General features: G+C 70.2%; 26 protein-coding genes. All 26 read right to left on the bottom strand.

The genetic code is table 11. The annotated features are described in order from the left end of the window. Positions 1 to 49: 49 nt before the first annotated feature. Positions 50 to 724 carry a response regulator transcription factor gene (locus IAI54_RS27580; protein WP_187970220.1) on the bottom strand — a complete coding sequence of 225 codons (675 nt, stop codon included), beginning with the start codon at positions 722 to 724 and terminating at the stop codon, positions 50 to 52. A gap of 151 nt (positions 725 to 875) precedes the next feature. Next, the gene (locus tag IAI54_RS27575; protein ID WP_187970219.1) at positions 876 to 2,384 is read right to left on the bottom strand and encodes a Do family serine endopeptidase; all 1,509 of its coding nucleotides are present in this window, start codon (positions 2,382 to 2,384) and stop codon (positions 876 to 878) included. Positions 2,385 to 2,587: 203 nt separating this feature from the next. Continuing rightward, positions 2,588 to 3,820 carry a bifunctional alpha/beta hydrolase/OsmC family protein gene (locus IAI54_RS27570; protein ID WP_187970218.1) on the bottom strand — a complete coding sequence of 411 codons (1,233 nt, stop codon included), beginning with the start codon at positions 3,818 to 3,820 and terminating at the stop codon, positions 2,588 to 2,590. Between the two features lie 36 nt (positions 3,821 to 3,856). After that, positions 3,857 to 4,342: a cytochrome c-type biogenesis protein gene (locus tag IAI54_RS27565; protein WP_187970217.1), complete on the bottom strand. Its 486-nt coding sequence runs from the start codon at positions 4,340 to 4,342 to the stop codon at positions 3,857 to 3,859. Further along, complete coding sequence (locus tag IAI54_RS27560) at positions 4,339 to 6,324, bottom strand: heme lyase CcmF/NrfE family subunit (protein WP_187970216.1); 1,986 nt, start codon at positions 6,322 to 6,324, stop codon at positions 4,339 to 4,341. The genes IAI54_RS27565 and IAI54_RS27560 overlap by 4 nt, the downstream gene beginning before the upstream one ends. A gap of 24 nt (positions 6,325 to 6,348) precedes the next feature. Beyond that, a complete protein-coding gene (gene ccmE / locus IAI54_RS27555; RefSeq protein ID WP_187973378.1) occupies positions 6,349 to 6,783 on the bottom strand; it encodes a cytochrome c maturation protein CcmE in 435 nt (144 codons plus the stop codon). Continuing rightward, on the bottom strand, positions 6,783 to 7,922 hold the full coding sequence (gene ccmI, locus IAI54_RS27550) for a c-type cytochrome biogenesis protein CcmI (protein WP_187970215.1): 1,140 nt from the start codon (positions 7,920 to 7,922) through the stop codon (positions 6,783 to 6,785). Before ccmI ends, ccmE begins: the two co-directional genes overlap by 1 nt. A 112-nt stretch (positions 7,923 to 8,034) precedes the next feature. After that, positions 8,035 to 8,454: a hypothetical protein gene (locus IAI54_RS27545; RefSeq protein ID WP_187970214.1), complete on the bottom strand. Its 420-nt coding sequence runs from the start codon at positions 8,452 to 8,454 to the stop codon at positions 8,035 to 8,037. Between the two features lie 328 nt (positions 8,455 to 8,782). Beyond that, positions 8,783 to 10,141 (bottom strand): ATP-binding protein, encoded by a 1,359-nt coding sequence (locus tag IAI54_RS27540; RefSeq protein WP_187970213.1) that lies wholly within the window; start codon positions 10,139 to 10,141, stop codon positions 8,783 to 8,785. Positions 10,142 to 10,175: 34 nt separating this feature from the next. Next, a complete protein-coding gene (locus IAI54_RS27535) occupies positions 10,176 to 10,841 on the bottom strand; it encodes a response regulator transcription factor (RefSeq protein WP_187970212.1) in 666 nt (221 codons plus the stop codon). Between the two features lie 64 nt (positions 10,842 to 10,905). Beyond that, positions 10,906 to 11,205, bottom strand: coding sequence for a hypothetical protein (locus IAI54_RS27530; RefSeq protein WP_187970211.1), 300 nt, complete (start codon positions 11,203 to 11,205; stop codon positions 10,906 to 10,908). Between the two features lie 73 nt (positions 11,206 to 11,278). Further along, positions 11,279 to 11,515 (bottom strand): hypothetical protein, encoded by a 237-nt coding sequence (locus IAI54_RS27525; protein WP_187970210.1) that lies wholly within the window; start codon positions 11,513 to 11,515, stop codon positions 11,279 to 11,281. A gap of 83 nt (positions 11,516 to 11,598) precedes the next feature. Continuing rightward, positions 11,599 to 15,501 carry a baseplate multidomain protein megatron gene (locus IAI54_RS27520; RefSeq protein WP_187970209.1) on the bottom strand — a complete coding sequence of 1,301 codons (3,903 nt, stop codon included), beginning with the start codon at positions 15,499 to 15,501 and terminating at the stop codon, positions 11,599 to 11,601. Between the two features lie 3 nt (positions 15,502 to 15,504). Continuing rightward, positions 15,505 to 15,948 (bottom strand): NlpC/P60 family protein, encoded by a 444-nt coding sequence (locus tag IAI54_RS27515; RefSeq protein ID WP_187970208.1) that lies wholly within the window; start codon positions 15,946 to 15,948, stop codon positions 15,505 to 15,507. 7 nt (positions 15,949 to 15,955) lie between these two features. Then, a complete protein-coding gene (locus IAI54_RS27510; protein ID WP_187970207.1) occupies positions 15,956 to 16,846 on the bottom strand; it encodes a DUF2163 domain-containing protein in 891 nt (296 codons plus the stop codon). Continuing rightward, positions 16,843 to 17,493, bottom strand: a complete 651-nt coding sequence (locus IAI54_RS27505; protein WP_187970206.1) for a DUF2460 domain-containing protein — start codon at positions 17,491 to 17,493, stop codon at positions 16,843 to 16,845. Before IAI54_RS27505 ends, IAI54_RS27510 begins: the two co-directional genes overlap by 4 nt. Before the next feature lie 40 nt (positions 17,494 to 17,533). Continuing rightward, positions 17,534 to 18,109, bottom strand: a complete 576-nt coding sequence (locus IAI54_RS27500; protein ID WP_187970205.1) for a phage tail tape measure protein — start codon at positions 18,107 to 18,109, stop codon at positions 17,534 to 17,536. 90 nt (positions 18,110 to 18,199) lie between these two features. Then, positions 18,200 to 18,370 carry a rcc01693 family protein gene (locus IAI54_RS27495; protein ID WP_235679186.1) on the bottom strand — a complete coding sequence of 57 codons (171 nt, stop codon included), beginning with the start codon at positions 18,368 to 18,370 and terminating at the stop codon, positions 18,200 to 18,202. Positions 18,371 to 18,423: 53 nt separating this feature from the next. Then, the gene (locus IAI54_RS27490; RefSeq protein ID WP_187970204.1) at positions 18,424 to 18,822 is read right to left on the bottom strand and encodes a gene transfer agent family protein; all 399 of its coding nucleotides are present in this window, start codon (positions 18,820 to 18,822) and stop codon (positions 18,424 to 18,426) included. After that, the gene (locus tag IAI54_RS27485; protein ID WP_187970203.1) at positions 18,819 to 19,229 is read right to left on the bottom strand and encodes a phage major tail protein, TP901-1 family; all 411 of its coding nucleotides are present in this window, start codon (positions 19,227 to 19,229) and stop codon (positions 18,819 to 18,821) included. Before IAI54_RS27485 ends, IAI54_RS27490 begins: the two co-directional genes overlap by 4 nt. Positions 19,230 to 19,524: 295 nt before the next feature. Then, the gene (locus IAI54_RS27480; RefSeq protein ID WP_210321189.1) at positions 19,525 to 20,094 is read right to left on the bottom strand and encodes an acyltransferase; all 570 of its coding nucleotides are present in this window, start codon (positions 20,092 to 20,094) and stop codon (positions 19,525 to 19,527) included. Positions 20,095 to 20,238: 144 nt separating this feature from the next. Next, positions 20,239 to 20,943: a hypothetical protein gene (locus IAI54_RS27475; protein WP_187970201.1), complete on the bottom strand. Its 705-nt coding sequence runs from the start codon at positions 20,941 to 20,943 to the stop codon at positions 20,239 to 20,241. 154 nt (positions 20,944 to 21,097) lie between these two features. After that, on the bottom strand, positions 21,098 to 21,505 hold the full coding sequence (locus IAI54_RS27470; RefSeq protein WP_187970200.1) for a DUF3168 domain-containing protein: 408 nt from the start codon (positions 21,503 to 21,505) through the stop codon (positions 21,098 to 21,100). Further along, positions 21,486 to 21,677: a hypothetical protein gene (locus tag IAI54_RS27465; protein WP_187970199.1), complete on the bottom strand. Its 192-nt coding sequence runs from the start codon at positions 21,675 to 21,677 to the stop codon at positions 21,486 to 21,488. Before IAI54_RS27465 ends, IAI54_RS27470 begins: the two co-directional genes overlap by 20 nt. Next, on the bottom strand, positions 21,674 to 22,009 hold the full coding sequence (locus IAI54_RS27460; RefSeq protein ID WP_187970198.1) for a phage head closure protein: 336 nt from the start codon (positions 22,007 to 22,009) through the stop codon (positions 21,674 to 21,676). Before IAI54_RS27460 ends, IAI54_RS27465 begins: the two co-directional genes overlap by 4 nt. Further along, a complete protein-coding gene (locus IAI54_RS27455) occupies positions 22,009 to 22,578 on the bottom strand; it encodes a head-tail connector protein (protein WP_187970197.1) in 570 nt (189 codons plus the stop codon). The genes IAI54_RS27460 and IAI54_RS27455 overlap by 1 nt, the downstream gene beginning before the upstream one ends. Positions 22,579 to 22,822: the final 244 nt, after the last annotated feature.

Genomic DNA, 22,822 nt, shown 5'->3' with positions numbered 1-22,822 from the left:
GCGGAGAGCCGGGCGGCCGCGCCGCGGAAGACCGCACCGACAGCCAAGTTCAGTCGGCCTTCAGCATATAGCCGGCGCCACGGATGGTGTGCAGCAGCGGCTTGTCGAAGCCCTTCTCGATCTTGCCGCGAAGGCGCGACACGTGCACGTCGATGACGTTGGTCTGCGGGTCGAAATGATAGTCCCAGACGTTTTCCAGCAGCATCGTGCGCGTCACCACCCGCCCGGCATGCCGCATCAGGTATTCGAGCAGCTTGAACTCGCGCGGCTGCAGCGGGATGTCGCGGCCGGCGCGGCGCACGGTGTGCGACAGCCGGTCGAGTTCCAGGTCGCCGGCCCGGTACATCGTCTCGACGTCCTTGCCGCCGGAGCGCCGCTTCAGCACCTCGACGCGGGCAAGCAGCTCGCTGAAGGCATAGGGCTTGGTCAGGTAGTCGTCCCCGCCGGCCCTGAGCCCGGTCACCCGGTCGTCCACCTCGCCAAGCGCCGAGAGGATCAGCACCGGCGTTTCCGAGCCGCGTGCCCGCAGGCCGGCGATCAGCGACAGCCCGTCGCGGCGCGGCAGCATGCGATCGACGACCAGCACGTCGTAGTCGCCCTCGTCGGCCAGCGTGAAGCCGGAATCGCCGTCGGCAGCGACATGGGCGGTATGGCCGGCCTCGGCCAGCGCCTTCTGCAGATAGTCCGCAGCCTCCCGGTCGTCTTCGATGACGAGAATCTTCATGCCCGACCTATACGTGATTTCGGGCTTCTGAACTGCAGCAATGTCCACTTCACGCCCCTGTGGAAAAGCGGCAGCGGGTTGCCCCGCTGCCGTCGTTCATGGCGGGCAGAGCCCGCCGCCCTCGATCACGCGGACGAAACGCGCCCTGCGATCAGCCCTGCTGAACCGGCAGCGCGACGAAGCGGTTGGTGTCGTCCCGCTTGATCTGGAACAGCACCGCCTTGCGGCCCGCCTTCGACGCATCGCTGACCGCCTTCTCGACGGCCGCTGCGCTGGTCACGGACTGGGAGTTGACGGAGGTGATCACGTCGCCGGCCTGGATACCGCGATCGGCGGCGTCGCTGCCCGCCAGCACGTCGGTCACGACCACGCCCGCGCCGTCCTCGGACGGCGTCACGGTGAGGCCGAAGCCCTCCAGGACGCTGCCCTGCTCTTCGCTCTGGTCGAGCGAAGCCTGCTGCTCCATGCCGGGCATCTCGCCGAGCTTCACCGTGACGGTCTGCTCGGTACCGTCGCGCAGGACCGTGAGTTCCGCCGAGACGCCGGGCTGCATGTTGCCGATGGTCCGGGCGAGTTCGCGTGGCGACTTGATGGCCTTGCCGTCGACCTTGACGATGATGTCGCCCGGCTCGACGCCGGCCTTCATCGCTGGGCTGTCGGCCTGCGGCTGCGAGACCAGCGCGCCATCCGTCCCCTTGATCCCGAGCGATTCGGCGATCTCTTCGGTCACCGGCTGGATCTGGACGCCGAGCCAGGCGCGCTCCACCGTTCCGCTCGTCCGAAGCGAGGCGATCACGTCCCTCGCGGTCGACGCCGGGATCGCGAAGGCGATGCCGACATTGCCGCCGGAGGGGGAGAAGATCGCGGTGTTGATGCCGACGACCTCGCCATTGAGGTTGAAGGCCGGTCCGCCCGAGTTGCCGCGGTTCACCGCCGCATCGATCTGGATGAAGTCGTCATAGGGACCGGCACCTATGTCGCGGCCACGCGCCGAGATGATGCCGGCGGTGACGGTGCCGCCGAGGCCGAAGGGATTGCCGACCGCCACCACCCAGTCACCGACACGGACCTTGGAATCGTCGGCGAAGGTCACGTAGGTGAAGGTGCGTTCCTCGTCGACCTTCAGGAGAGCGAGATCGGTCCGCGGGTCGGAGCCGACCAGCGTCGCGCCGATCTCGGTGCCGTCATCCATCACGACCGTGAATTCCGAGCCGCCGTCGATGACGTGGTTGTTGGTCACGAGGTAGCCGTCCTCGGAGATGAAGAAGCCTGACCCCTGCGACACCGGGCGTGCGCGCTCCGGGCGGTTGCGCTCTGCGCGCGGCCCGTTCTCGAAGCCGCGGAACTCGCGGAAGAAGCGCTTCATCGGATGATCGTCCGGCAGGTTCTCGAAGCCCTGGCCGAACATGCCCTCGGGGCCGGCCGCCGCCGGCTGCATCTTGGCCTTCACGCGCACGGAAACGACGGCCGGCGAGACCTTCTCGACGACGTCGGCGAAGCCCGGCTGCTGCTGCGTCTCGACGCGGACGGCCTGCGCGAACACGGGGACGGTTCCGCTCGTCACGGCGCCGAGGCCGATCGCCGATGCGATCGCGACCGATGCGGCGGCGGCTGCAAAGCGCTTGCCGGCGGTCGACTTGGGGGAGAATGGAGAGTTCATCGTGTCCTGTCCTTTCGGGTTCGGATGTGTGTGACATCCTCGGACAGGGATTTAGGCAACCGCACATTACGGCGCCATTTCCGGCGCATGAAATGTTGGTAAGGTTCCCGGATACTCCGCCGCGGGCAAAGCCGATACGGCGGATCGGAGCAGGGACGGCATCCCGTCGCAGCGCCGGTCGGGGTGGGCAGCGGGCGCAGGCGCTATCGTGCCCGAACCACTGTCCTCACCTTCGAGTGACCCTCGAGCGTCCTGTGCACCGGGCACTTCCCCGCGATCTCCTCGATCTTGTCTGCAAGTTCCGCCGGCAGCTCGCCCTCGATCGAGATCACGCGTTCGAAGCGGTCGATGCGCCTGCCCGAGCCGCGTTCCTCGTCGGTGCAGTCCTCGCAGTCCCTGGAGTGGACCTTGGCATGGCTGACGTCGACGCTGACGCGGCCGAGCGGGAGCTTCTTGAAGTCCGCATACATGCGCAGCGTCATCGACGTGCAGGCGCCGAGTGCGATCGACAGGAAATCGTAAGGCGACGGACCGGTGTCGAGCCCGCCGGCCGAGACCGGCTCGTCCGCGAAGAGCCGGTGCCGGCCCGCCTGGACGGCGTTCTGGAACTTGCCCTCGCCCGTCTCCGTCACGCGGACGTGCTCGACCGGTGCTTCGCCCTGAGGCGTGTCAGCATCCAGGTAGCGAGACGCCCAGCCGGCGATGACGGAGGCGGCGAAGGCCGCGTCCTCGGCGCGGGTCAGCAGATGGTCGGCCCGGTCGAGCGATACGAAGCTCTTGGGATGACGCGCGGCGATGAAGATCGCCGTCGCGTTGTCGATGCCCACCGTCTCGTCGAGCGGCGAATGCAGGATCAGCAGCGGCTTGCGCATCGCCCGGATGCGCTCGGCGAGGCGCACGCCGCGCACGTCCTCGACGAATTGCCGGGCGATGCGGAAGCCGCGCCCCGCCAGCGTCACAAGGGCCTGTCCCTCGCGCTCGATCGTCTCGAGGTCCGCACCGAAATTCGCCAGCACGTGGTCGGCGTCGGCCGGCGCGCCGATGGTCACCACGGCGCGCGCTTCCGGAATGTCGGCCGCCACCGCCAGCATGGCCGCGCCGCCCAGGGAATGGCCGATCAGGAGCGCGGGTGCGGCGTGGTTCTCCCGCAGCCAGTCGGCCGCCGCCAGCAGGTCGGCGACGTTGGACGAGAAGTTGGTCGAGGCGAATTCGCCTTCGCTCGAGCCGAGGCCGGTGAAATCGAAACGAAGAACGGCGATGCCGGCGCGGGCGAGGTCGGCCGCGATGCGGCGGACGGCAAGGAGGTCCTTCGAGCAGGTGAAGCAGTGGGCGAACAGCGCGAAGGCCCGCACCCGCCCGTCCGGCATGTCGAGGCGTGCGGCAAGGCTCGCGCCGGAATGGCCCGAAAAGCTCGCGCGGCTGGTCATCGGCTGCATGGGGCGTCCTCCCGTTCGATCCGGAGGCCAAGCCTATCAGCCGGCTCTGTCGGTCTCTTCCAGAATCTTGCCGAGACGCGCCTCCTCGTCGGCCGACAGCCGGTCGCCGGGTCCCGCTCTGCGCCGACGGCGCGTCACCAGGAAGACGGCGCCGGCGCCGATCACCACCACGGGCGTCGCCCACAGCGCGAGATTGCGCAGGTTCATGCGCGGCTTCAGCAGCACGAATTCGCCGTAGCGCGCGACGACGAAATCGATCACCTCGTCGTCGCTGTCTCCCGCCACCAGCCGCTCGCGCACCAGGACGCGCAGGTCGCGCGCCAGTTCGGCGTTCGAATCGTCGATCGACTGGTTCTGGCAGACGAGGCAGCGCAGATGCGTCGAGAGTTCGCGCGCCCGCGCCTCCAGCGCCGGATCGTCGAGCACCTCGTCTGGCAGCACCGCGCGGGCCGCCCCGGCCGACATGGCGACCGCCAGGGCCACGAGCAAGGCCGCCAGCAGCGGGCGCAGAAGGCCCGTCATGCCGCGGTCTCCGCCGCGGCGAGCCGCTTCCGGCGCTTCGCCGGCGCCCCGACGCGCAGACGCCGGTCGAGCAGCGAGAGCGTGCCGCCCACCATCATCACCACGCAGCCGAGCCAGATCAGCGTCACCAGGGGTTTCCACCAGATGCGCACGACGATGCCGCCGTCGTCGACGGCGTCGCCCAGCGCCACATAGACCTGGCTGACGCCTCGGGTGGCGATGCCGGCTTCGGTCGTCGGCATCTGCCGCGCCGGATAGATGCGCTTCGACGAGACGATCTCCGTCAGCGTCCGGCCGTCGGAATCGAGCAGCAGGAAGCGACCCTGATCCTCGGTGTAGTTCGGGCCGCGATAGGGCTGCAGCCCCTCGAAGCGCAGATCGTATCCGGCAACCCTGACGCTCTCGCCCGGCTTCATGGTCAGGATGTGCTCGGTCTGCAGCGACATGACGGCCACGACGCCGAGCGTCGTCAGCCCAACGCCGAGATGGGCGAGCGCGGTGCCATGCGCCGAACGGGGCAGTCCCGTGAAACGGCGGAAGGCGACGCGAGGCGGAACGCTGCCGATGCCGGACTTTGCGGCGAGATCGGTCAGGGCACCGAGAACCAGCCAGGTGCCGAGCCCGATGCCGAAGGCCGCCAGCACCGACGCCCGGTCGACGAAGGCGTATGTCACCAGCATGACCAGCACCGCACCGCCGAAGGCGAAGAACAGACGCTGCGAAGCGGCCCACAGATCGGCGCGCTTCCAGGCGAGCAGCGGGCCGAAGGGGACGGCCAGCAGCAGCGGCACCATCAGCGGACCGAAGGTCAGGTTGAAGAAGGGCTCGCCGACGGAAATCTTCTCGCCGGTGATCGATTCCAGCACCAGCGGATAGAGCGTGCCGACCAGCACCGTCGTCACCGCCGTCGACAGGAACAGGTTGTTGAGCACCAGCGAACCCTCGCGCGAGATCGGCGCGAAGATGCCGCCGGGCGTCAGCGTCTGCGCCCGCCATGCGAACAGCATCAGCGCTCCGCCGATGAAGAAGACGAGGATCATCAGGATGAAGACGCCGCGGGCGGGGTCGGTCGCGAAGGCATGGACGGAGGTCAGCACACCCGAGCGCACCAGGAAGGTGCCGAGCAGCGACAGCGAGAAGGCCATGATGGCGAGCAGCAGCGTCCAGATCTTCAGCGCCGAGCGCCGTTCCATCACGATCGCCGAATGCAGCAGCGCGGTCCCGGCGAGCCATGGCATGAAGGAGGCGTTCTCGACCGGATCCCAGAACCAGAAGCCGCCCCAGCCGAGTTCGTAATAGGCCCAGTATGAACCCATGGCGATGCCGCCGGTCAGGAAGATCCAGGCGGCCAGCGTCCATGGCCGCACCCAGCGCGCCCAGGCCGCGTCGATCCGGCCCTCGATCAGTGCCGCGATGGCGAAGGAAAAGCAGACAGAGAAGCCGACATAGCCCAGGTAGAGAAGCGGCGGATGGATCGCCAGGCCCACGTCCTGCAGGATCGGATTGAGGTCCTGCCCCTCGACCGGTGCCGGGTCCACCCGGATGAACGGGTTCGACGTGGCGATGATGAACAGGAAGAAGGCGGCGCCGATGAGACCCTGGATCGCCAGCACGTTGGCGCGCAGCGTCGCCGGCAGGTTGCGCCCGAAGGACGCCACCAGCGCTCCGAAGAAGGTCAGGATCAGCACCCACAGCAGCATCGAGCCCTCGTGGTTGCCCCAGGTGCCGGTGATCTTGTAGAGCATCGGCTTCTGCGAGTGCGAGTTCTGGACCACGTTCAGGACCGAGAAGTCGGACAGGATGTAGGCGATCGTCAGAGCGGCGAACGAGATCGCCGTCATCGCGAAGCCGGTCACCGCCACCGGCCCCGCCGTCGCCATCAGCCGGGCGTCGCCGGTCCGCGCGCCGATCAGCGGCAGCACGAACTGCACCAGCGACAGCACGAAGGCCAGCACGAGCGCGAAATGTCCGGTCTCGACCATGGTCCGCAGTCCTCCCCTTCCGCGCTATTCCGGCTGCCAGACGCCCTGCGCCTTGAGGCTGTCGGCCACTTCCTTCGGCATGTAGGTCTCGTCGTGCTTGGCCAGCACGCTGTCGGCGACGAAGACGCCGTCGGTACCGAGCGCGCCTTCCGTCACCACGCCCTGCCCCTCGCGGAACAGATCCGGCAGGATACCGTCATACACCACCTTGACCTTGCCGGCGCCATCCTCGACGCCGAAGGCGACGCGGGTGCCGCCGCCGCGCTCGACCGAACCCTCCTCGACCAGCCCGCCGAGCCGGATGCGTTGGCCGGGCGCGATGCTGGCTCCAGCGAGGTCCGCAGGCATGTAGAAATAGGACGACTTCTCGCCCAGGGCATAGAAGGTCAGGCCGGCAGCCGCACCGAGGAAGGTCAGCCCGCCGGCGATGATGGTCAGGCGTTTTCGCTTTCGTTTCATCATTGTTGCTCATCCCCGAGCCCGAGCCCGGCGGCGAAGGCCGTCAGGTCGCGGGCCTGTTGCGTGTCGGCGCCGAGCGCCGTGACGCCGCGGGCCAGTGCATCGCGTGCATCCGTCCTGCGGTCGAGCACGAGGTAGGAACGGACGAGGCGCTGCCACCCTTCGGCGTCCTGCGGGTTCTGCCTTAGCCGCTCGTCGAGCCGCTCGACCATGACCTGGATCATGTCCGCACGCTCCGCATCGGAAAGTGCCGCGGCCGCCTCCACGTCCTCGCTCGACGGACCGGGGGCCGCCGCTGCGCGGCGCTGCGCCTCTGCGGTGGCCTGCGCCAGCGTCTGTTCCACGACCGGCCGCCAGGGCGAGTCCGCCTCGAGCGTCGACAGGAGCGCGCCGAGGTCGTCGGCCGCCCCGGCGAGGTCACCCTCCTGGGCCTTTGCCGTCGCAAGGAAGAACCGCGGCCGCGGGTCGGCGGGATCGAGCACGGCCGCCCGTTCGAAGGCCGCGGCCGCATCGGCCGTGACCACGCCGCCGGCACCCGCCATCAACGCTTCGCCGAGGCCCGTCCAGCGCTGCGCGCTGTCGCCCTGCAGCCGGATCGCGTTTCGGAAGGCGGTCGCCGCTTCGCCCGCCCGCTCGAGCCTGAGATAGATCGGCGCCACCACGTCCCAGCCGCGGCCATCCTCGGGATTCGCGCGCAGATGGGCTTCGGCACGGGCGACGAGTTCGTCGATCGTGGACGACGCGGGATCCTTGGCGAGCCTTTCGGCGAGCGGCTGGCCGGCCATATCCGGCGATCCGATCGCGGAGTAGAGGCCCCAGCTCGTCACCGGTACCGCGACGACCGCCGCCATCGCGAGCCCGCGCACCAGCGTGTTCGCGCGCGCCGTATGCCCCTCGCCCTCGCCAGACGCGTCGAGCTTCAGGATACGGCGGCCGATCTCGGCGCGCGCCTGGGCCGCCTCGTCCACGCCGATCAGCCCGCGTTCGGCGTCGCGCTCGATTTCGGCCAGCTGGTCGCGATAGACTTCGAGGTCATGCTCGCGCGCGCCCGCCACCTCGCGGCGCGAGCCGGCGAGCGGAAGGATGATGGCGAGGCTCGCGATGACCGTGAGCAGCCCGAGGACGATCCAGAACACCATGCGGTCTCACATAGCGGGGGTTGGACCGCATTCCAATCGTCTCCCCATGCGGCTATTTGGCGGCGCCCGCATGGAAATTCCGCTCCGGATGCCTCACGCGGCATCCGCGACGTCAGGTGAGCGGTGTCCAGCTGCCGTTCGGACTGCGGCAGGCGGTACCGCGCGCGTCGTTCTCCTCCGCGCCCGCCCCGACGGAATGGCTGTACTGGCGGCAGTCCTGCGAACCGACGCGATAGGGCTGGGCGGCGACGACGCGACCGCTGATGCGCCCGTCCTCGCTGCGCCAGGCCACCGGCGTTCCCGGCGCGGTGTATTCGAGCGCGCGATACTCGGCTTCGAGCGCCCTGCGGCGGTCGCGGGAGCTGAGGCTGGCGCCGAGAGGACCCCCGATCAGCCCGCCCTTCATTGCCGCGATGATCGAATCGGCCGTCGCGGGCCGCGTCGCCTCCGAGCCGGTGATCGACATCGTCGTGCAGCCGCCGAGGCCCATGATGGCAAGCGCAGCCACGAGCCGTCCAGTCGTCCTGCGCATCCGCTCTCCTGTCTCATCCGCCGGCCGAACCGGCCCGATAGGGTTCATGTATGTCGGAATTTTGGCCCGGGCGAAAGGCCGCACGGGCACCGGGGACATGCTCTTCCTGCAGGGTGTGAACGGCGACCGTTCCGTCCGGTTCCGGATATGCCGGCGCATGAAGAGGAGCTGCTCCGCGTTCGCTATGGCCACGCCCATGACGACGGCATCTTCGCTCCACGCGCGGCGACCGTGTCGATGGAGGTCAACCGCCGGATGGCGCACGAGCCGCCACACTGCGCCGGCTTCGTCATTCGATCGCCGCCGGACCGGACTTGGCTTCGGGGCCTCACCCCGGGCCCGGCAGCCGCACCTCCGCCTTCAGCCCGCCGAGGTCCGACCGCAGCAGTCTGAGCTCGCCGCCATACTCGCGCACGAGGTCGTTGACGATCGACAGGCCGAGGCCGGTTCCGGGCTTGCTCTCGTCGAGCCGCCTGCCGCGCCGCAACGCCTCGCGCGCCTTGTCCTCGGGGATGCCCGGGCCGTCGTCCTCGATGGTCAGGAGCACCGCGCCCGCCTTTTCGCCGAGACTTACGCGGGCGCGGCTCCTGGCCCATTTCATCGCATTCTCGAGCAGGTTGCCGGTGATCTCCTCGAAATCCTCGCGCTCCCCGGCGAAGATCACCTCGCGGCCGGGCTCGTCGAAAGCGAGTTCGATCGTCGCGTCGACCTTGCGGAACACGCGCACGAGACGCTGCAGCGCCTCGCGGGTGGGCGTGCGGTAGACGACGCTGTCGCGCTGCGCGGCGATGCGCGCGCGCTGGAGGTAGTGCTCCACCTGCTGTTGCATGGCCGAGGCCTGCTCGACGATCAGTGCGCCCTTGGCCCCGCCCATGGCGCGGCCTTCGTTCAGCAGCACCGCCACCGGCGTCTTCAGCGAATGCGCGAGGTTGCCCACCTGCGTGCGCGAACGCTCGACGATCCGCCGGTTGTTCTCGATCAGCGCGTTCGTCTCGTTGGCCAGAGGTTCGATCTCGGACGGGAACTTGCCGTCGAGCCGGCTCGCCGTTCCCTCGCGCACCTGCGAGAGCGCGGTGCGCACCTTGTCCAGCGGCCGCAGACCGAACAGGATCACCAGTGCGTTGACGGCGATCATCGAGACGCCGAAGACCGAGAGGTAGGAATAGAGCTGCGTCTCGAAGTCGGAGATCTGGAACTCGAGTTCGCTGCGGTTGCCCATCACGCGAAAGCGGGCGATCCGGTTATTCGCGTCCAGGATGAAGTCGTTCTCCAGGACGTCGACCTGCTCTCCCCTCAGGCCCTGCGCCTGGTAGAGCCGCTGGAACTGGCTGTCGAAGGGAACCTCGGCCACGCTGGGCGCCGCGATTCCACCCGTCATCGACGGCGACCGGATCACCCCCGTCACGCCGGCCGACACAGGCTCGACGGCCCAGTACCAGCCGGAGCCGGGCTGCGCGAACTTCAGGTCGTACAGATCGGGCGCGCCGTCCAGCGCCCCATCCGGCGAGATCCCCACCGTCGTCACCAGGCTGTAGAGATGCGCGGTCAGGAGATCGTGGAAGCCGCGTTCGGCCGCATCGCGGTAGAGGGCGGAGATCAGCGTGGCGATCACCACGAGGGCAGCGACCGCCCACAGCGTCGAGAAGGTCACGACGCGAAAGGACAGCGATCTCAGGCCGAACTTCACCCGATCTCTCCCACGGCCGTTGCGCGGGTCCGCGTCAACCCTGCTGCTCGCGGATGCGATAGCCCATGCCGCGCACGGTCTCGATCAGGTCGACGCCCATCTTCTTGCGCAGCCGCCCGACGAAGACTTCCACCGTGTTGGAATCGCGGTCGAAATCCTGGTCGTAGAGGTGCTCCACCAGTTCGGTGCGCGACACCACCTCGCCCATGTGGTGCATCAGATAGGCGAGCAGACGGAACTCGTGCGACGTCAGTTTCAGGGTCTGTCCGTCCACTTCCGCCCGCGAGGCCTTGGTATCGAGCCGGAGCGGTCCGCAGACCAGTTCGGACGAGGCATGGCCGGCGGCGCGACGGATCAGCGCCCGCAGGCGGGCGAGCACCTCCTCGATGTGGAAGGGCTTGGCCACATAGTCGTCCGCGCCGGCGTCGATGCCCGCCACCTTGTCGCTCCAGCGGTCGCGCGCCGTCAGCATCAGCACGGGCATCTTGCGGCCCGCCTGGCGCCATTTCTCGACGACCGTGATGCCGTCCATCTCCGGCAGGCCGATGTCCAGCACCACCGCGTCATAGGGTTCGGTATCGCCCAGGAAGTGGCCTTCCTCGCCGTCGAAGGCGCGGTCGACGACGTAGCCCGCCTCCGTCAGCGCCTCGACGATCTGGCGGTTCAGGTTCTTGTCGTCCTCGACAACCAGTATGCGCATGATTCCTCTGCCCCGCGATCGGTACGCGCCTCCTGTGCACGATCGCCGCCCTCTTCACAGTGAATTAATTCGCAGGCACCTGCTTGCGCACCACGCGGGGAGGCTGCCCGCCATTGGCCGGCACCGTGTAGACGATGACGCAGACCGTGCGCCCGCCGCGATCTTCCGCCACGGCGCTGCGCACCGTGCCGCCTTCGCTGGCGGCAACCGACCGACCGATCGCGCCGCAGTCCGCGGCGGCCGTCTGCAGCAGGGACGGGGCGGCGAGCGGAGCCAGCGGCAGCTGCGCGTGTCCGGGCGTCGCCACCGCCAGAAGCATGAGCGCGGGCACGAGGCGCCGCAAGGGAGCAAGGTGATGTTTCATGCCGCCTTGATAGTCCGTCGCCTCTGAACGGGGCATGAATGGCCCGGTCCCGTGGTTCGTTTCGGCGACATCATCACCTCCCGCTTGCGCCGCCTGCCCGCGGCTGACCGATCCTGCTCGTCGCGACGATCCGACCCCACAGCGCGACGACGCCCGAAATGGCGGCCGCGACCTGCAGTATCGTATCCGTCGCGGCCGAATTGTCGAGGCCGGCGATCGGCAGGCCCAGCACGCCGCCCAACGTGGTCGCGATCGTGACGATCGAGGCCCAGACGGTACGCGAGAGATACCAGGGTTTCTGTTCGGTCATTGCACGTCTCCTGTTCTGGCTGGAAATCGGGAGCGTCCGGAGGCGCCATCGCAGCAGGCGGCGCATCGTTCTCGCGAAAGGTCTCATGGCAGTCCGACCGTGAGCGTCGCGGGCAGTCCCGCAAGGCCGCCCGGCCGCTTCCTCTGGCGCACGGTCACGACCGCCGGTCCGCCGCCGGGAAAATCCGCGGTGATCGCTGCTGAGTCCCATGTCCAGGCCGGCGCGGTCGTTTCGGCCGACCGCTTCATCGTGCCGCCCGACGTCCGCACCTCGACGAGATAGGCCTCCGCCTCCTCGCCCAGCGGGATCTCGTCGGCGTCCCAGCCGTCGGCACCGATCCGGCCGCGGCGGATCCAGGTCAGCGCGAGGTCGCCGCCGACGGTCCAGGTCGCGCGCAGGTGCACCGGAGACAGCGGCTGCGCCGCCCGCAATCCGCCGGTGGCCGTCTCGACCGCGAACACGTCGCTCTCCAGCTCCGCGCCCGCCGGCCCGACCCGCCAGTTGAGGGACAGCCCGGCTTCCGCGGGCTTCAGCCCCGCTGACGGCACCGCGCCATCCAGCAGCACGAAGGGCGCGCCTTCCGCGGCACCCGAACGCATCGCGTCCTCGGTTCCCAGCTGCCCGCGCAGCAGGCCGCGGAGCCGCCACTCTTCCGGCGCGACCTCCTCGGCCGTCGCGAACTGCACCACCTCCCAGGCCCCGCTCTGCGACAGGATCGCCGCCGCGTTGCCGCCATTGAGCTGCTGCAGCGCCGATATGCTCTGCAGCGCGCCACCGGAGAGGGAAACGTCGATCGTCGTACCCCGGTCGAACCGTCCGGCCACGCCGGGTCCCAGCGGCCCGGTCAGTTCGCCGAGCCGGGCCGCGTCCGGCAGCGTCGTCCGCTGCTCGAAGCCGCTGTCTTCGGGGGACACCTGCACGATCTGGCTGCGCCACGGTCTCGCCCAGGCGGCGATGCGCAGTTCCCGCCAGGGCTCGTCGATGCCAGACGTCAGCGGCAGGTCGATCAGGTGCAGCGCCGGCGCGGCGAGCGGCGGGGCGGTCTCGTGGGCGGCATCGCCGAGCGTGGGGGCGATGCGGGCGGGCGCGAGCCGGTCCACCCGCACGGCCTTCACCTGCCGCACCAGCCCTTCGTCGATCTCCGTCACCACCAGATCGTCCGCGCCGAAGGCGGCCGGCAGCCGCACCAGCGCGCCCGGACGCACCCGCCGCTCGCCCGCCGGAAGCGAAAACGCGATCTCCTCGCGCTCGCGCCAGCGCCGCTTCAGCCAGTCGGCCGCCAGCGCCTCCGCCACCGGCGGCTCCAGGCAGCCGGCAAATCCCAGCCGCTCCTGTCCGGGATCGGCCGCGCCGTCGCGCCGGCGCCGCGCCGAACCGGCCTCGTGGTCGCTCAAGGGGTCGCGGAAGGCGACGATCACCTCGCCGGGCAGCGCGTGGTCGGGCGCGCGCACTGCCGTCACCGTGGCGCCCTCGTCCGGCTGCACCAGCGCCTCGAGCGCCAGCGCGGGACCCGACGCCGCTCCTCGCCGCCGTGCCGACACGCGGCCGTCCTCGAAGCGCAGCGACAGCCCGAACAGGTCGGCGATGGGCTCGATCGCCGCGCGCGGCGAGGTCGGTTCGGATATGACGTAGCCGCTCGCCCAGGCGCTCGCGCCGTCCGTCTCGCCCGCGTCCAGGCCGTGGTCCGCCAGGATCGCCGCGACGAGGTCGCCGGACGACGGGTTGCCCAGCCTTCCGTTCAGCCAGTGGCCGGCGAGCCAGTTGCCGCCGTCGCCCCAGACGTCGGAAGCCAGCGGAAAGGCCGGGAAGGGCCGCGCGTCCCAGGCCCAGAGGTAGATCCGCTGCGGGTCGACCATGCGGCTGCCATAGACGGGCGAGAGCGGGTTCGCCTCCGGGGCGAAACCCGGCGCCGCGGGATTCCAGAAGGAGAGGTGCGCCTCGATGAAACGGCGCTGCGCGAGGTCGTCGCGCCCGCCATGGGAGAAATGCGGCAGGCCGCTCTCGCTCGACTTCGGATCGGAAAAGACGTTCGGCTGGTTCGGTCCCTTGTCGATCGCCGGACAGCCGAGTTCCGTCAGCCAGATCGGCTTGCCGCCCGGCGTCCAGGCGGTCGGGCCTGCCGCCTCCACGCCTCCGGGCCGGTCGAAATGCGGGTTCGCCCACCAGTTCCAGAGGTCCTTGAAGCGGAACACCCAGGCATTGCCATGGGCGCCGTCCGCGATCGGGGTGCGGATGCGTGCACGGCGGTCTGCGTCGTCGGCGTAGAACCAATCGTAGCCCTCGCCGCCGCTGAGCGCCGCCCGCAGTGCGGCCGGATCGCTCGGACCTGCGGCACCGTCCGGGTTCGAGCCGTCATGGTCGCCGTCGCGCCAGTCGGCGAGCGGCATGTAGGCGTCGATGCCGACCGCGTCGATCGCCCCGTGCGCCCACAGCGGGTCGAGGTGAAAGAAGACGCTGCCGGAGCCGTCCTGCGGCTGGTGCCCGAAATACTCGCTCCAGTCCGCGCCGTAGGTGAGCTTCGTTCCCGCCCCCAGCATCGCCCGCACGTCCGCCGCGAGGTCGCACAGCGCCTCGACCGCCGGGTAGCTGTCGGCCGCGCCGCGCACCGTCGTCAGCCCGCGCAGTTCCGAGCCGATCAGGAAGGCGTCGACGCCGCCGGCCAGCGCGGCCAGCTTCGCCTGGTGCAGCACGAAGCGGCGATAGCCCCAGTCGGCTCCGCCGCCGGAAAAGTGCACGTGCCCGCCGGCAAGCGAGAACTGCCCTGGCGTCGCCGTGCCGAAGAAGGCGTCCACCTGCGCGCGCGCCGTAGCCGTCCCATCGACGCTGCCCGGCCGGCCGGCCGCCGGATGGCAGGTGATGCGGCCGCGCCAGGGATAGGCCGCCTGTTCGGCCGCGCCATGCGGGTCGGGCAGGCCGTTGCCGGCCGGCACGTCCATCATCACGAAGGGATAGAGCGTGACGGCAAGGCCCCGCGCCTTCAGTTCCCCGATCGCCGCCACGATCGAGTCGTCCGACGGCGAACCGCCATAGGCCGCGCGCCCGCCGGCCTGCGAGACCACCGGCGCCGCATCGCCCGTCACGTCGCCGACCCGCCACCGGGCCGCGACGGCCGGCGCGTCCCGATCCGTCACCGCCGGACGGATGCGGCAGGCGCCCGCGCGCAGATCGTCGCCGAACCAGGCCACCACCAGGGCGATGTGCTTCAGGTTCGGGCATAGCGCCTGCAACTCGTCGAGCGAGGCGGAAAAGTCCGTCGCCGCATGCAGCACGTGCCGGTTGACGATCGTGTCCTCACCCTTGCGGCGCTTGTGGCGGACCGCTTGCGGCGCGTAGCCGAATTCGGTCGAGCCGGGGATCAGCACCATCGCCGATACTTTGTCGCCGAGCCCGCCCATGGGCCGGATCACCTCGAACTGCAGCTGCGGCAGCCGGTTGCCAAACGCGTCGAGCGGCAGCCGCTCGAACACGACATAGGCGGTGCCGCGATAGGCCGGCGCGTTGCCGATGCCCTGCTTCGCCTCGATCAGCGGATCGGGCAGCTGGTCTTCCGTACCCCGATGCAGCCGCAGCGTCACCGCGTCGAGGTCGAGTTCCCGGCCGTCGGCCCAGACCCGGCGGATGGCCGCTACCGGTCCCTCGCACAGCCCGAAGGCGGCATTGGCGAAATAGGAATAGCTCGTCACCTTCGGCCCGCCCTTCGAGCCCTGGCGGCTGGTCTCCCTCGCCTCCTCGAAGCGCGTCGCCCAGATCAGCGTCGCGCCCAGCCGCGCCGTGCCGTAGAGCCTCGGCATCGGCGCACCGTCCTCGGCCGTCAGCACCTGCGCGGAGCCGAGCCGCGGCCCCTCGATGCGCCGCGTCGAGTCGATCAGCGCCCGGTCGATCAGATAGCCGCCGATCGCGCCCGCCGCCGTGCCGATCGCGGCACCGGTCGCGCCGAGCAGGCCGCCCAGAGCGGCGCCGGCCGCCTGCAGGATGATGGTGGCCACGTCTCATTCCTCCGGTCTTTCGGGAAAGGCGAAGACGCCGGCGATGCGGCGGCGCCATTGCGGCACAAGCGGCGACACCGTCACCGCATGGCCTTCGTAGGCGTGGACGAACCGGTCCGGCGCGACCAGGATTCCGGCGTGCTTGGCCGCGTAGTGCGGCTTCCAGCGGAACACGAGCAGATCGCCGGGCACCATCGCGGCCAGCGGCTTCTCGGCGCAGTGCCGCCGCGCCGCCTCGATCAGCGGATCGCCCTTGCCCGCCTCGCTCCAGTCGCGCGCATAGACTCCGGGATCCTCCGGTTCGGCGGCATAGACCGCCCGCCACACGCCGCGCACGAGGCCCAGGCAGTCGCAGCCGACGCCCCTGCGCGTGCCCTGGTGGCGGTAGGGCGTGCCCGTCCAGGCGAGCGCCTCGGCAACGATCGCCTCGTCGATCGGTCGGGTCATGGCAGCCTCACGGCACCAGCGGCGCGCCGTCGAACACCTGGCCCTCGGTCGCGTAGCCATAGGCCGCGTCGTTGCCGGGCAGGTGCGGAAAGCCGCGGAAGTTCAGGTGGTTGGCGAATTTCGCCTTGCAGGTGGCAAAGCGCTTGTCGCAGCCCGCCACGACCGTGAAACCGTCGCCCGGCACCGGCAGGCCGGCGTCGTCGCGCCATAGCACGAGGTCGGTCCCCTCGCCCGAGACACGATGCGACAGCACCCGCACCGTCGCCCCGGTCGACGCCCCGCTCGTCGCCGTCAGCCGCCCTTCCGCGAACCAGCCGGAAGGAAACGCGTCGAGGCCGTCCACCCGGATCGTATCGGCCGAAACGAGCGCCGCGACGGTTCCGTCGGCGCTGAAGGCCGGATCGTCGAGGTCGACACCGCAGCGCTCGTCGCCCAGCTCCGCGTCGCAGGCGCGGCGGAACCAGCGTCCGCCGATCCGGTCGAGCGCCGCTTCCGGTCCGTCCAGTTCGGCCACGAAGCGGTTGTCGGCCCGCGTGATGCGCCCCACCGTCTGGGTGCGGATCGTCCCGGCCTGGTCCGGCGCGCGCCAGTTGACCAGCAGCGTCTCCACCGTCGCACCGTCCCAGCGGCCGGCGGCGATGTCGTCGGCGGTGATCGTCGCCGCGCTGATCGCGCCCTCGATCTCCACCGTGTCGGCAGCAAGCCCCAGCGTCTCGCGCGCCTCGCTCGCGGTGAAGCCGCTCTGCGGCTCGAAGGACGTGCCCGCCACCGTCAGCGGCCGGTCGTGGTCGGTGAACCCGCTGACGGTGCCGTCGCGCCGCGTCACCCGCCAGCAGTGGCTCAGGCTCGTCACCTCCCGCGCCAGATGCGCTGCGAGCGTTTCGGGGATGTCGCTCATGGCAGGATCTCGATCAGCGGAATCGTTGGGATCTGGCCGGCGCGGAAGCCTGCGAGGCTCACCGTCAGCCGCTCGGCATCGAAGCGCACGGGCACGTCGAAGGCAAAGCCCGCCGTCACCGCCGCTCCGCCGACCGGCACATGGCCGGCCACAAAGGTCACGCCGCCGGTCGTGTGGTCGACGCCGAACTGCGTCCCGGCCAGCTGCTCGATCCCCTCGACCGCGACCCGCACGCTGCCGGCCACCGGCTTGGCCACGGGCCTTCGATAGGCGTCGGCACCGTCCCCGTAGGTCTTCGACAGCTGGAAGACCGCAGACGTTCCGTCCCCGGTGCCGATCGGCTGGTCGGTCGCCGCCGGCGTCTCGTGCGGCCGGCACGACTTCATGTCGAACGGGTCGCGGAAGCGGAAGCCGTGCAGCGAGCCGCGCCGCGCCTCGAAGAAGGCGACGACGTCGTGCACGTCTTCGAGCGATCGCAGACCGGTCCCGGCATCGTAGCTTCGCCGCGAATCGGCAAAGCGGGCGTTGCGCCGCTCGTGCCCGGAGGTCAGGAGCACGATCTCGTTGCGCCGCGCCGGCCCGCCGGTCGCGCCGAAGGAGACGGCGACCGGGAACAGCACCTCGTGAAAGGCTTCGAATCCACTCATCGGCTGCTCCCCGCTTTCATGGCGCCGGCACCGTCCCGGCTCACAGCGTCCGCGCCCCGCGCGCCACGGCCCGCGCGATCATCCCGGTGATCTGCGCCTCCGACTTGCGGAAGGACGGCGCGTCCGGCGTCGAGACGTTGAAGACGACGCTCACCGGCGCGGCGCCGCCGCCCGCCGAGACTCCGAGCCGCCCGTCCGGTCCGCGCGACAGCGGCATGATCGCCTCGGCACCCGCCTCCCCCATCAGCCCGATGTTGCGGCCGGCGGGAAAGTAGGTCGGCGCGGACACGATGCCGCCGTCGGCGAAGGGCGTCATACGCCCCGGCACGCCGCCTTTCTCGAAGGGCAGCAGACCGGCCAGCCCGCCGAAGATCGACGAGACGGCCGAGCCCGCGAGGTTGCTCAGCGGTTGCAGGCCCTGGCTCAGCGCCATGCCGGCGAGGTTGAGCCCGATCCGGCGCAGCACGTCCTCCAGCGCCTTGCCCTGCACCACAGCGCTGGCGAACCCCTGCGTCAGCTGGCGTCCGAAGCTGTCGGACAGCGCGGTCAGGTTCGACAGGGCCCTGTCGACGGCACTGGTATCGATCTCGAACGAGATCTCCGGTCCCTCGGTCATGGTCGGTCCTCGCGATGGTCGGAAAGGGTGGGGAAATCGTCGATGGCGGCGGGATGAACGGGGGCGGGCGGCCTCCGGGTCGGGACCCCATCAGGCCCGCTCCGGCCCATCCGGAAAGCGCCGCATCAGCGCAGCGAGGTCGTCGCGCCGCGGTGCGCCATGCGTGCTCGCTCCGGGTCCGAGCGCCGCCGCCAGTTCGCGCGGCGTCATCGCCCAGAAGGCCTGCGGCGAAAGCCGCATCGCGCCGAGCCCCGCCGCCATCGCCGCCTCCCAGGGGAAGGGCTCGGGCGCCGGGATCGCCGTGCGCGATGCGGCTAGCGAGGGTTTGCGCCGGCGTCTCCGCCGAGGGCATCGCGACCGGCGGTGCCCGGCGCGCCTTCGTCGGCAGCGGCCGGCTTCGCCGCCCCGAAGGTTGCGGCGAGCAGGTCGGCGACGATCGCCGCGAAGCCCGCCGCGCCGCCCTCGGTCGTCATCGCCATGACGTCCTCGTCGGCCACGGCCGCACCGCCCCCGCGCAGGCCGGCCCCGATCACCCGGGCGATGTCGCGCGCCGACAGCCGGCCGGACGAAAAGCGCGCCACCAGCGCCGACAGGTCCTCGGCCGCGAAGGCGCCTTCGAGCTCGGCCAGCGCGCCCAGCGTCAGGCAGAGCCGCATGCGCCTGCCGTCCAGTTCGGCGACGATCTCGCCGCGTCTCGCATTGGCGTGGGTCATGCCGCGAACCCCAGCGGTCCGGCCGATTCCAGCGCGATCTCGAACGTCACCTCGCCGTCGTGGTTGCCGGAATATTCGAGCGCCGTGATCTGGAACGGCCCTTCCACGGTCCCGAAATCCGGGATCACGACCTGCCAGGCCGCGATCTCGCCGCCGAAGAAGCGCGTGCGGATCGCCGCATCGGAGGCCGCGTCCTTGAAGATGCCGGCGCCGCTGACCGACGCCCGCTGCACCCCCGAGCCTGCCAGCAGCTCGCGCCACCGACCGGCCGAGTCCGCGTCGGTCACGTCCGCCGTCTCGGCATTGAAGGCGAGCCGCTTCGACCGCAGCCCCGCCACGGTGACGAACCCGCCCGCGCCCGTCGTATCGAGCTTCAGCAACAGGTCCTTGCCCTTCTGCGCAACCATGCGCGCACTCCTTTCGTGGTGATGGATGGGAGGGGAGATCGTCGTAGCGAAGCGCCGGACGGCGATCCGCGGCACGGTCATCGAAGGCGCGCGCATTCCCCTCCCCCTTGCGGGGAGGGGTCAGGGGTGGGGGTGGCGGCCGATATACCCGACGCCTTGCATGGGGGCGCTGGCCTCAGGCGAAAGCCGCTGACAGCGCATGTACCGCAGGCCGCCGACGCGCGGGCAGCCGGAAATCGGGCGACTGCCCGGCATCGTCCTGCCCGGGGGGCCGCGACCGCCCCGGCCGGCACGGCTACGTCAGCGCCGGCTCCCGCGCCACCGTCAGGGACTTTTCAGCGGCCAGGAGCTTCCTGGACCGTTCCTTGATCCTTCGCGCCGGCGCACCGGCATAGATGCCCCAGGGATCGAGGCTGCGGTTCACCAGCGACAGAGCGCCGACCGCGCTGCCGTCGCCGATGCTGCAACCCGGCAGCACCACGGATCCCGAGCCGACGATCACGTGGCGGCCGATGCGGATGCAACCGGCCTTGGGGACGAGCAGGGCATGCGGCACGGTCGGGTTCGTCAGACATTCGCCGGAATAATCGTCGGAGACCGAGTACAACCGCACGGCCTGGGACAGACCGGAAAAGTCTTCCAGCACGACGCCTGCGCCGGCATAGATGTCGGCATGGGACGCGATGTGGACATAGCTGCCGATCCTGAGGCTTCCACCCGCGGCACTCAGCACGCAGAAAGCGTCGATGCGCACGTTCGAGCCGAATTCCATCCTCTCGACGTCGACGAGAATGGCCTTTTCGTGAACGCGAACGTTTGCGCCGACGGACCGAACCCCGAGATCGACGAGATCTTCCCTCTGCAAGTATCTCCCGCCGTAGACCTTCATCGCGTGCGTCCCCTCACACGCGAAAAACATATCAGACAACCCTGAGGTGCGCAAGATACTTCAAAATACCGGAGCGTTCCGACAATTACACGGCGCAGCCCTGCTGCCGGACCTGCACCCTCATGCACCCGGAATGCAGACCCCCTCATACCCCCGCCCGATGGCCGTACCCATCCTCGACGGACGGGCCGGCGGGCGGCAGGCGACGACGGTCAGGCCGCCGGGATTGCCGGGCAGCGACGACAGCGCGGCATCGCCCGGATCGAAGCGGGCGGTCTCGCCGGGGCCGATGGTGAAGCTCTGCGCGCAGGGGGCGGGGTTCACTTCGCCCGGCATGCACAGCCCCACGGTGATCGGCTCGTCGCAGACGTTCGTCGCCTCGCGCGGCTGCACCTGACCCTTCATGCCGCGCGTGCAATGATTCACGTCGTCGCGCAGAGACGGGCGCTGGTGGACGCCCGTCACCGCGTAGAGCAGCGGCGGCACCAGCACGGCCACCGCGCCGCCGATCAGCAGCCCCGCCCAGAGCGGCACACGCGTCGGCCTGGCCTTGCTGTTGGCGACGAACAGCACGGCGAAACCGGCCCAGGCCCCCAGGAACAGCTGGCCCGACGTCACGACAGGAAGAGCCGGCAGCCAGGCGGTCGCACGCCATGCATCGGCGAGAGCGTACAGTGCGGGTGTCGCGACATAGGCCCCGGCCGCGCCGATCAGCACGAGCATTACGATCGACAGACGCGGCTTCCTGGCCTGCTGGCGCAGCACGACGACCGACAGCGCCGTGACGATGCCGATCAGGACGGCGTTGGGAAGAAGCTCCGGCATGGCTGCTCTCCTTGGCCGGGCACGATGCTGCACCCGACGAAGACCTGCCACAGGATGACGCTATGCTCAACGCGGGCACGACTCGGCGAAATCTCCGGTTCGATCCGGAGGCGCCAGGACGGATCACGGGGATGACCGGGCCTGCCCGTGCCCCTTACAGCACCTCCACCAGCGCCCGGAACCGCGCCAGCCCGTGGTGCACCGCCAGATCCTCGTCGTAGCGAACCTCGGAGAACTCGAGCCGCATCGACACCAGCGCTGCACCATCGAGCGGCAGCGGACGGTCGTCGAGAAGGGCTTTGATGCGCTCCAGGATCGCGAGCGTCTCTGCCTTGCCCTGCGCCTTCGACCAGACGTGCAGCGAGAACAGCTGCTCGACGCCGCTCTCGGTGCCGGTGCTCCAGTCGTAGAGGCTGGTGCGGCCGAAGGTGACGTAGGGAAACGGCGTACTGGCCGGCACCCGGTCGAAGATGCGCGCTCCGCCCGTCAGCGCCGACAATTGCGCATCCTGCGACAGCGCGGCGAAGATCGCCTTCTGCAGTTCAAGCCCCGAGCCGCCCATCGCTCCCTCCCTTGCGGCGACGGCGGCGCCTGCGCGCCACCAGCCGCCGGACCGCCGCGTTGCGATCGCGCGGCTGCTGCAGGCCCGGATCGAACGCCTCCAGACGGTCGTGCGCCAGCGCCATCAGCGTACGCGAAAGCCCGTTCATCGTCACCCGCAACGCGATCTTCATCGTCCCTCCTCCCGCACGCGGCAGATCAGGAATCGCCCCGTTTCGTCCGGATCATGCACCGTTTCGATCGAGAACCGGCGGTCGCCGGCTGCGAAACGCATGCCGCTGCGCATGTCGGCGCGGGCGCGCAGCGTCACGACGTGCGTTACGATCGGCAGCGACTGGTCGGCTCCGAAGCGCGGCGCCGCCGCCACCGGCTCCAGCGCCGCGTGGACCGTGGCGAGGGCCGTCCAGCTTTGGGTGAAGCCGCCTGCGCCGTCGGGCACGGGCGTCATCGCCTCCAGCGTCAGAAGCCGACGCAGCCGGCCGGGATCGATCCGCCGGACGGGCATCACAGCCGCCGTCTCCGCCAGCCGTCGGTCAGGCGGCGGAACCCTTCGGGAATGGACACCGGCCGGTCATCCGTGCCCCATGCGGCGCGGAACTCGTACCAGTGCGCCACCAGGAGCAGCATGGCGCGCTTCAGCACGTCCGGCACGTCGGGACCCGCCTCGCCGAAGCCGGCCCGGAAATCGATCTCGACGCCATTGAGGGGCGCACCGGGCGCCGGCCTCGTCTCCACCCACAGCCGTGCCGGCCGCGACAGTCCGTCGAGCCGGTAGCCGGCCGGATCCATCACGGTCGCCTCGCCGTCGGCGCCGCGAAGGGTCACCGAAAGAACCTGCTTCACCGGATGGCGCGTCAGCGGCACGATGCCTCCGGCCGGCCAGGCGTCGAGTACGAGCCGCCAGTCCTGGTCGATCATGGCGACGCCGGTCTGCGTCTCCACCTCCTCGCGGGCGGCGCGGATCAGGCCGGCGAGCAGCTCGTCCTCGTCGTCGGCTGCGAGGCGCAGATGCGCCTTGCAGTCGGCGAGCGTCAGCGGCTCCGCGCCGGGCGGAACGGTTCGAATGAGCGCCATGGCGGCCATCTCCGGCTGGGTTCGTGGCAGAAGCGGACGGCGCCGCAGCGTCTTGCGGGCCGCGATCGCCTGATGGAACGAAGGCGACCCGCGCCGCCGCGAGTCGCCTCCGCCGTCGGGAGGACCAGGGAGCCTCGGCGATATCCGGGAGGCAGGACGACAGGGTTGCCCTTCGCGCCTCGCAGACGTCCCGAAGCCGGCGCACCCGGGGCGGTGCATGTCGCCCCGGGCGCCCTTCGACGCC

The sequence above is a fragment of the Aquibium microcysteis genome (assembly GCF_014495845.1).
Taxonomy (GTDB): Bacteria; Pseudomonadota; Alphaproteobacteria; order Rhizobiales; family Rhizobiaceae; genus Aquibium; species Aquibium microcysteis.
This window is presented reverse-complemented; position numbering and strand designations above follow the sequence as displayed.

Excerpts from the sequence above, each read along its gene's own strand:
- IAI54_RS27490 (WP_187970204.1), bottom strand. The coding sequence starts at position 18,822 with ATGACCCACGCCAATGCGAGACGCGGCGAGATCGTCGCCGAACTGGAC.
- IAI54_RS27510 (WP_187970207.1), bottom strand. The coding sequence starts at position 16,846 with ATGAGCGACATCCCCGAAACGCTCGCAGCGCATCTGGCGCGGGAGGTG.
- IAI54_RS27580 (WP_187970220.1), bottom strand. The coding sequence starts at position 724 with ATGAAGATTCTCGTCATCGAAGACGACCGGGAGGCTGCGGACTATCTG.
- IAI54_RS27470 (WP_187970200.1), bottom strand. The coding sequence starts at position 21,505 with ATGGGCGGCTCGGGGCTTGAACTGCAGAAGGCGATCTTCGCCGCGCTG.
- IAI54_RS27565 (WP_187970217.1), bottom strand. The coding sequence starts at position 4,342 with ATGACGGGCCTTCTGCGCCCGCTGCTGGCGGCCTTGCTCGTGGCCCTG.
- ccmE (WP_187973378.1), bottom strand. The coding sequence starts at position 6,783 with ATGAAACGAAAGCGAAAACGCCTGACCATCATCGCCGGCGGGCTGACC.
- IAI54_RS27545 (WP_187970214.1), bottom strand. The coding sequence starts at position 8,454 with ATGCGCAGGACGACTGGACGGCTCGTGGCTGCGCTTGCCATCATGGGC.
- IAI54_RS27505 (WP_187970206.1), bottom strand. The coding sequence starts at position 17,493 with ATGAGTGGATTCGAAGCCTTTCACGAGGTGCTGTTCCCGGTCGCCGTC.
- IAI54_RS27485 (WP_187970203.1), bottom strand. The coding sequence starts at position 19,229 with ATGGTTGCGCAGAAGGGCAAGGACCTGTTGCTGAAGCTCGATACGACG.
- IAI54_RS27500 (WP_187970205.1), bottom strand. The coding sequence starts at position 18,109 with ATGACCGAGGGACCGGAGATCTCGTTCGAGATCGATACCAGTGCCGTC.
- IAI54_RS27525 (WP_187970210.1), bottom strand. The coding sequence starts at position 11,515 with ATGACCGAACAGAAACCCTGGTATCTCTCGCGTACCGTCTGGGCCTCG.
- IAI54_RS27475 (WP_187970201.1), bottom strand. The coding sequence starts at position 20,943 with ATGCCGGAGCTTCTTCCCAACGCCGTCCTGATCGGCATCGTCACGGCG.
- ccmI (WP_187970215.1), bottom strand. The coding sequence starts at position 7,922 with ATGGTGTTCTGGATCGTCCTCGGGCTGCTCACGGTCATCGCGAGCCTC.
- IAI54_RS27575 (WP_187970219.1), bottom strand. The coding sequence starts at position 2,384 with ATGAACTCTCCATTCTCCCCCAAGTCGACCGCCGGCAAGCGCTTTGCA.
- IAI54_RS27530 (WP_187970211.1), bottom strand. The coding sequence starts at position 11,205 with ATGAAACATCACCTTGCTCCCTTGCGGCGCCTCGTGCCCGCGCTCATG.
- IAI54_RS27570 (WP_187970218.1), bottom strand. The coding sequence starts at position 3,820 with ATGCAGCCGATGACCAGCCGCGCGAGCTTTTCGGGCCATTCCGGCGCG.
- IAI54_RS27535 (WP_187970212.1), bottom strand. The coding sequence starts at position 10,841 with ATGCGCATACTGGTTGTCGAGGACGACAAGAACCTGAACCGCCAGATC.
- IAI54_RS27495 (WP_235679186.1), bottom strand. The coding sequence starts at position 18,370 with ATGGCGGCGGGGCTCGGCGCGATGCGGCTTTCGCCGCAGGCCTTCTGG.
- IAI54_RS27465 (WP_187970199.1), bottom strand. The coding sequence starts at position 21,677 with ATGAAGATCGCGTTGCGGGTGACGATGAACGGGCTTTCGCGTACGCTG.
- IAI54_RS27455 (WP_187970197.1), bottom strand. The coding sequence starts at position 22,578 with ATGGCGCTCATTCGAACCGTTCCGCCCGGCGCGGAGCCGCTGACGCTC.
- IAI54_RS27460 (WP_187970198.1), bottom strand. The coding sequence starts at position 22,009 with ATGCCCGTCCGGCGGATCGATCCCGGCCGGCTGCGTCGGCTTCTGACG.
- IAI54_RS27515 (WP_187970208.1), bottom strand. The coding sequence starts at position 15,948 with ATGACCCGACCGATCGACGAGGCGATCGTTGCCGAGGCGCTCGCCTGG.
- IAI54_RS27560 (WP_187970216.1), bottom strand. The coding sequence starts at position 6,324 with ATGGTCGAGACCGGACATTTCGCGCTCGTGCTGGCCTTCGTGCTGTCG.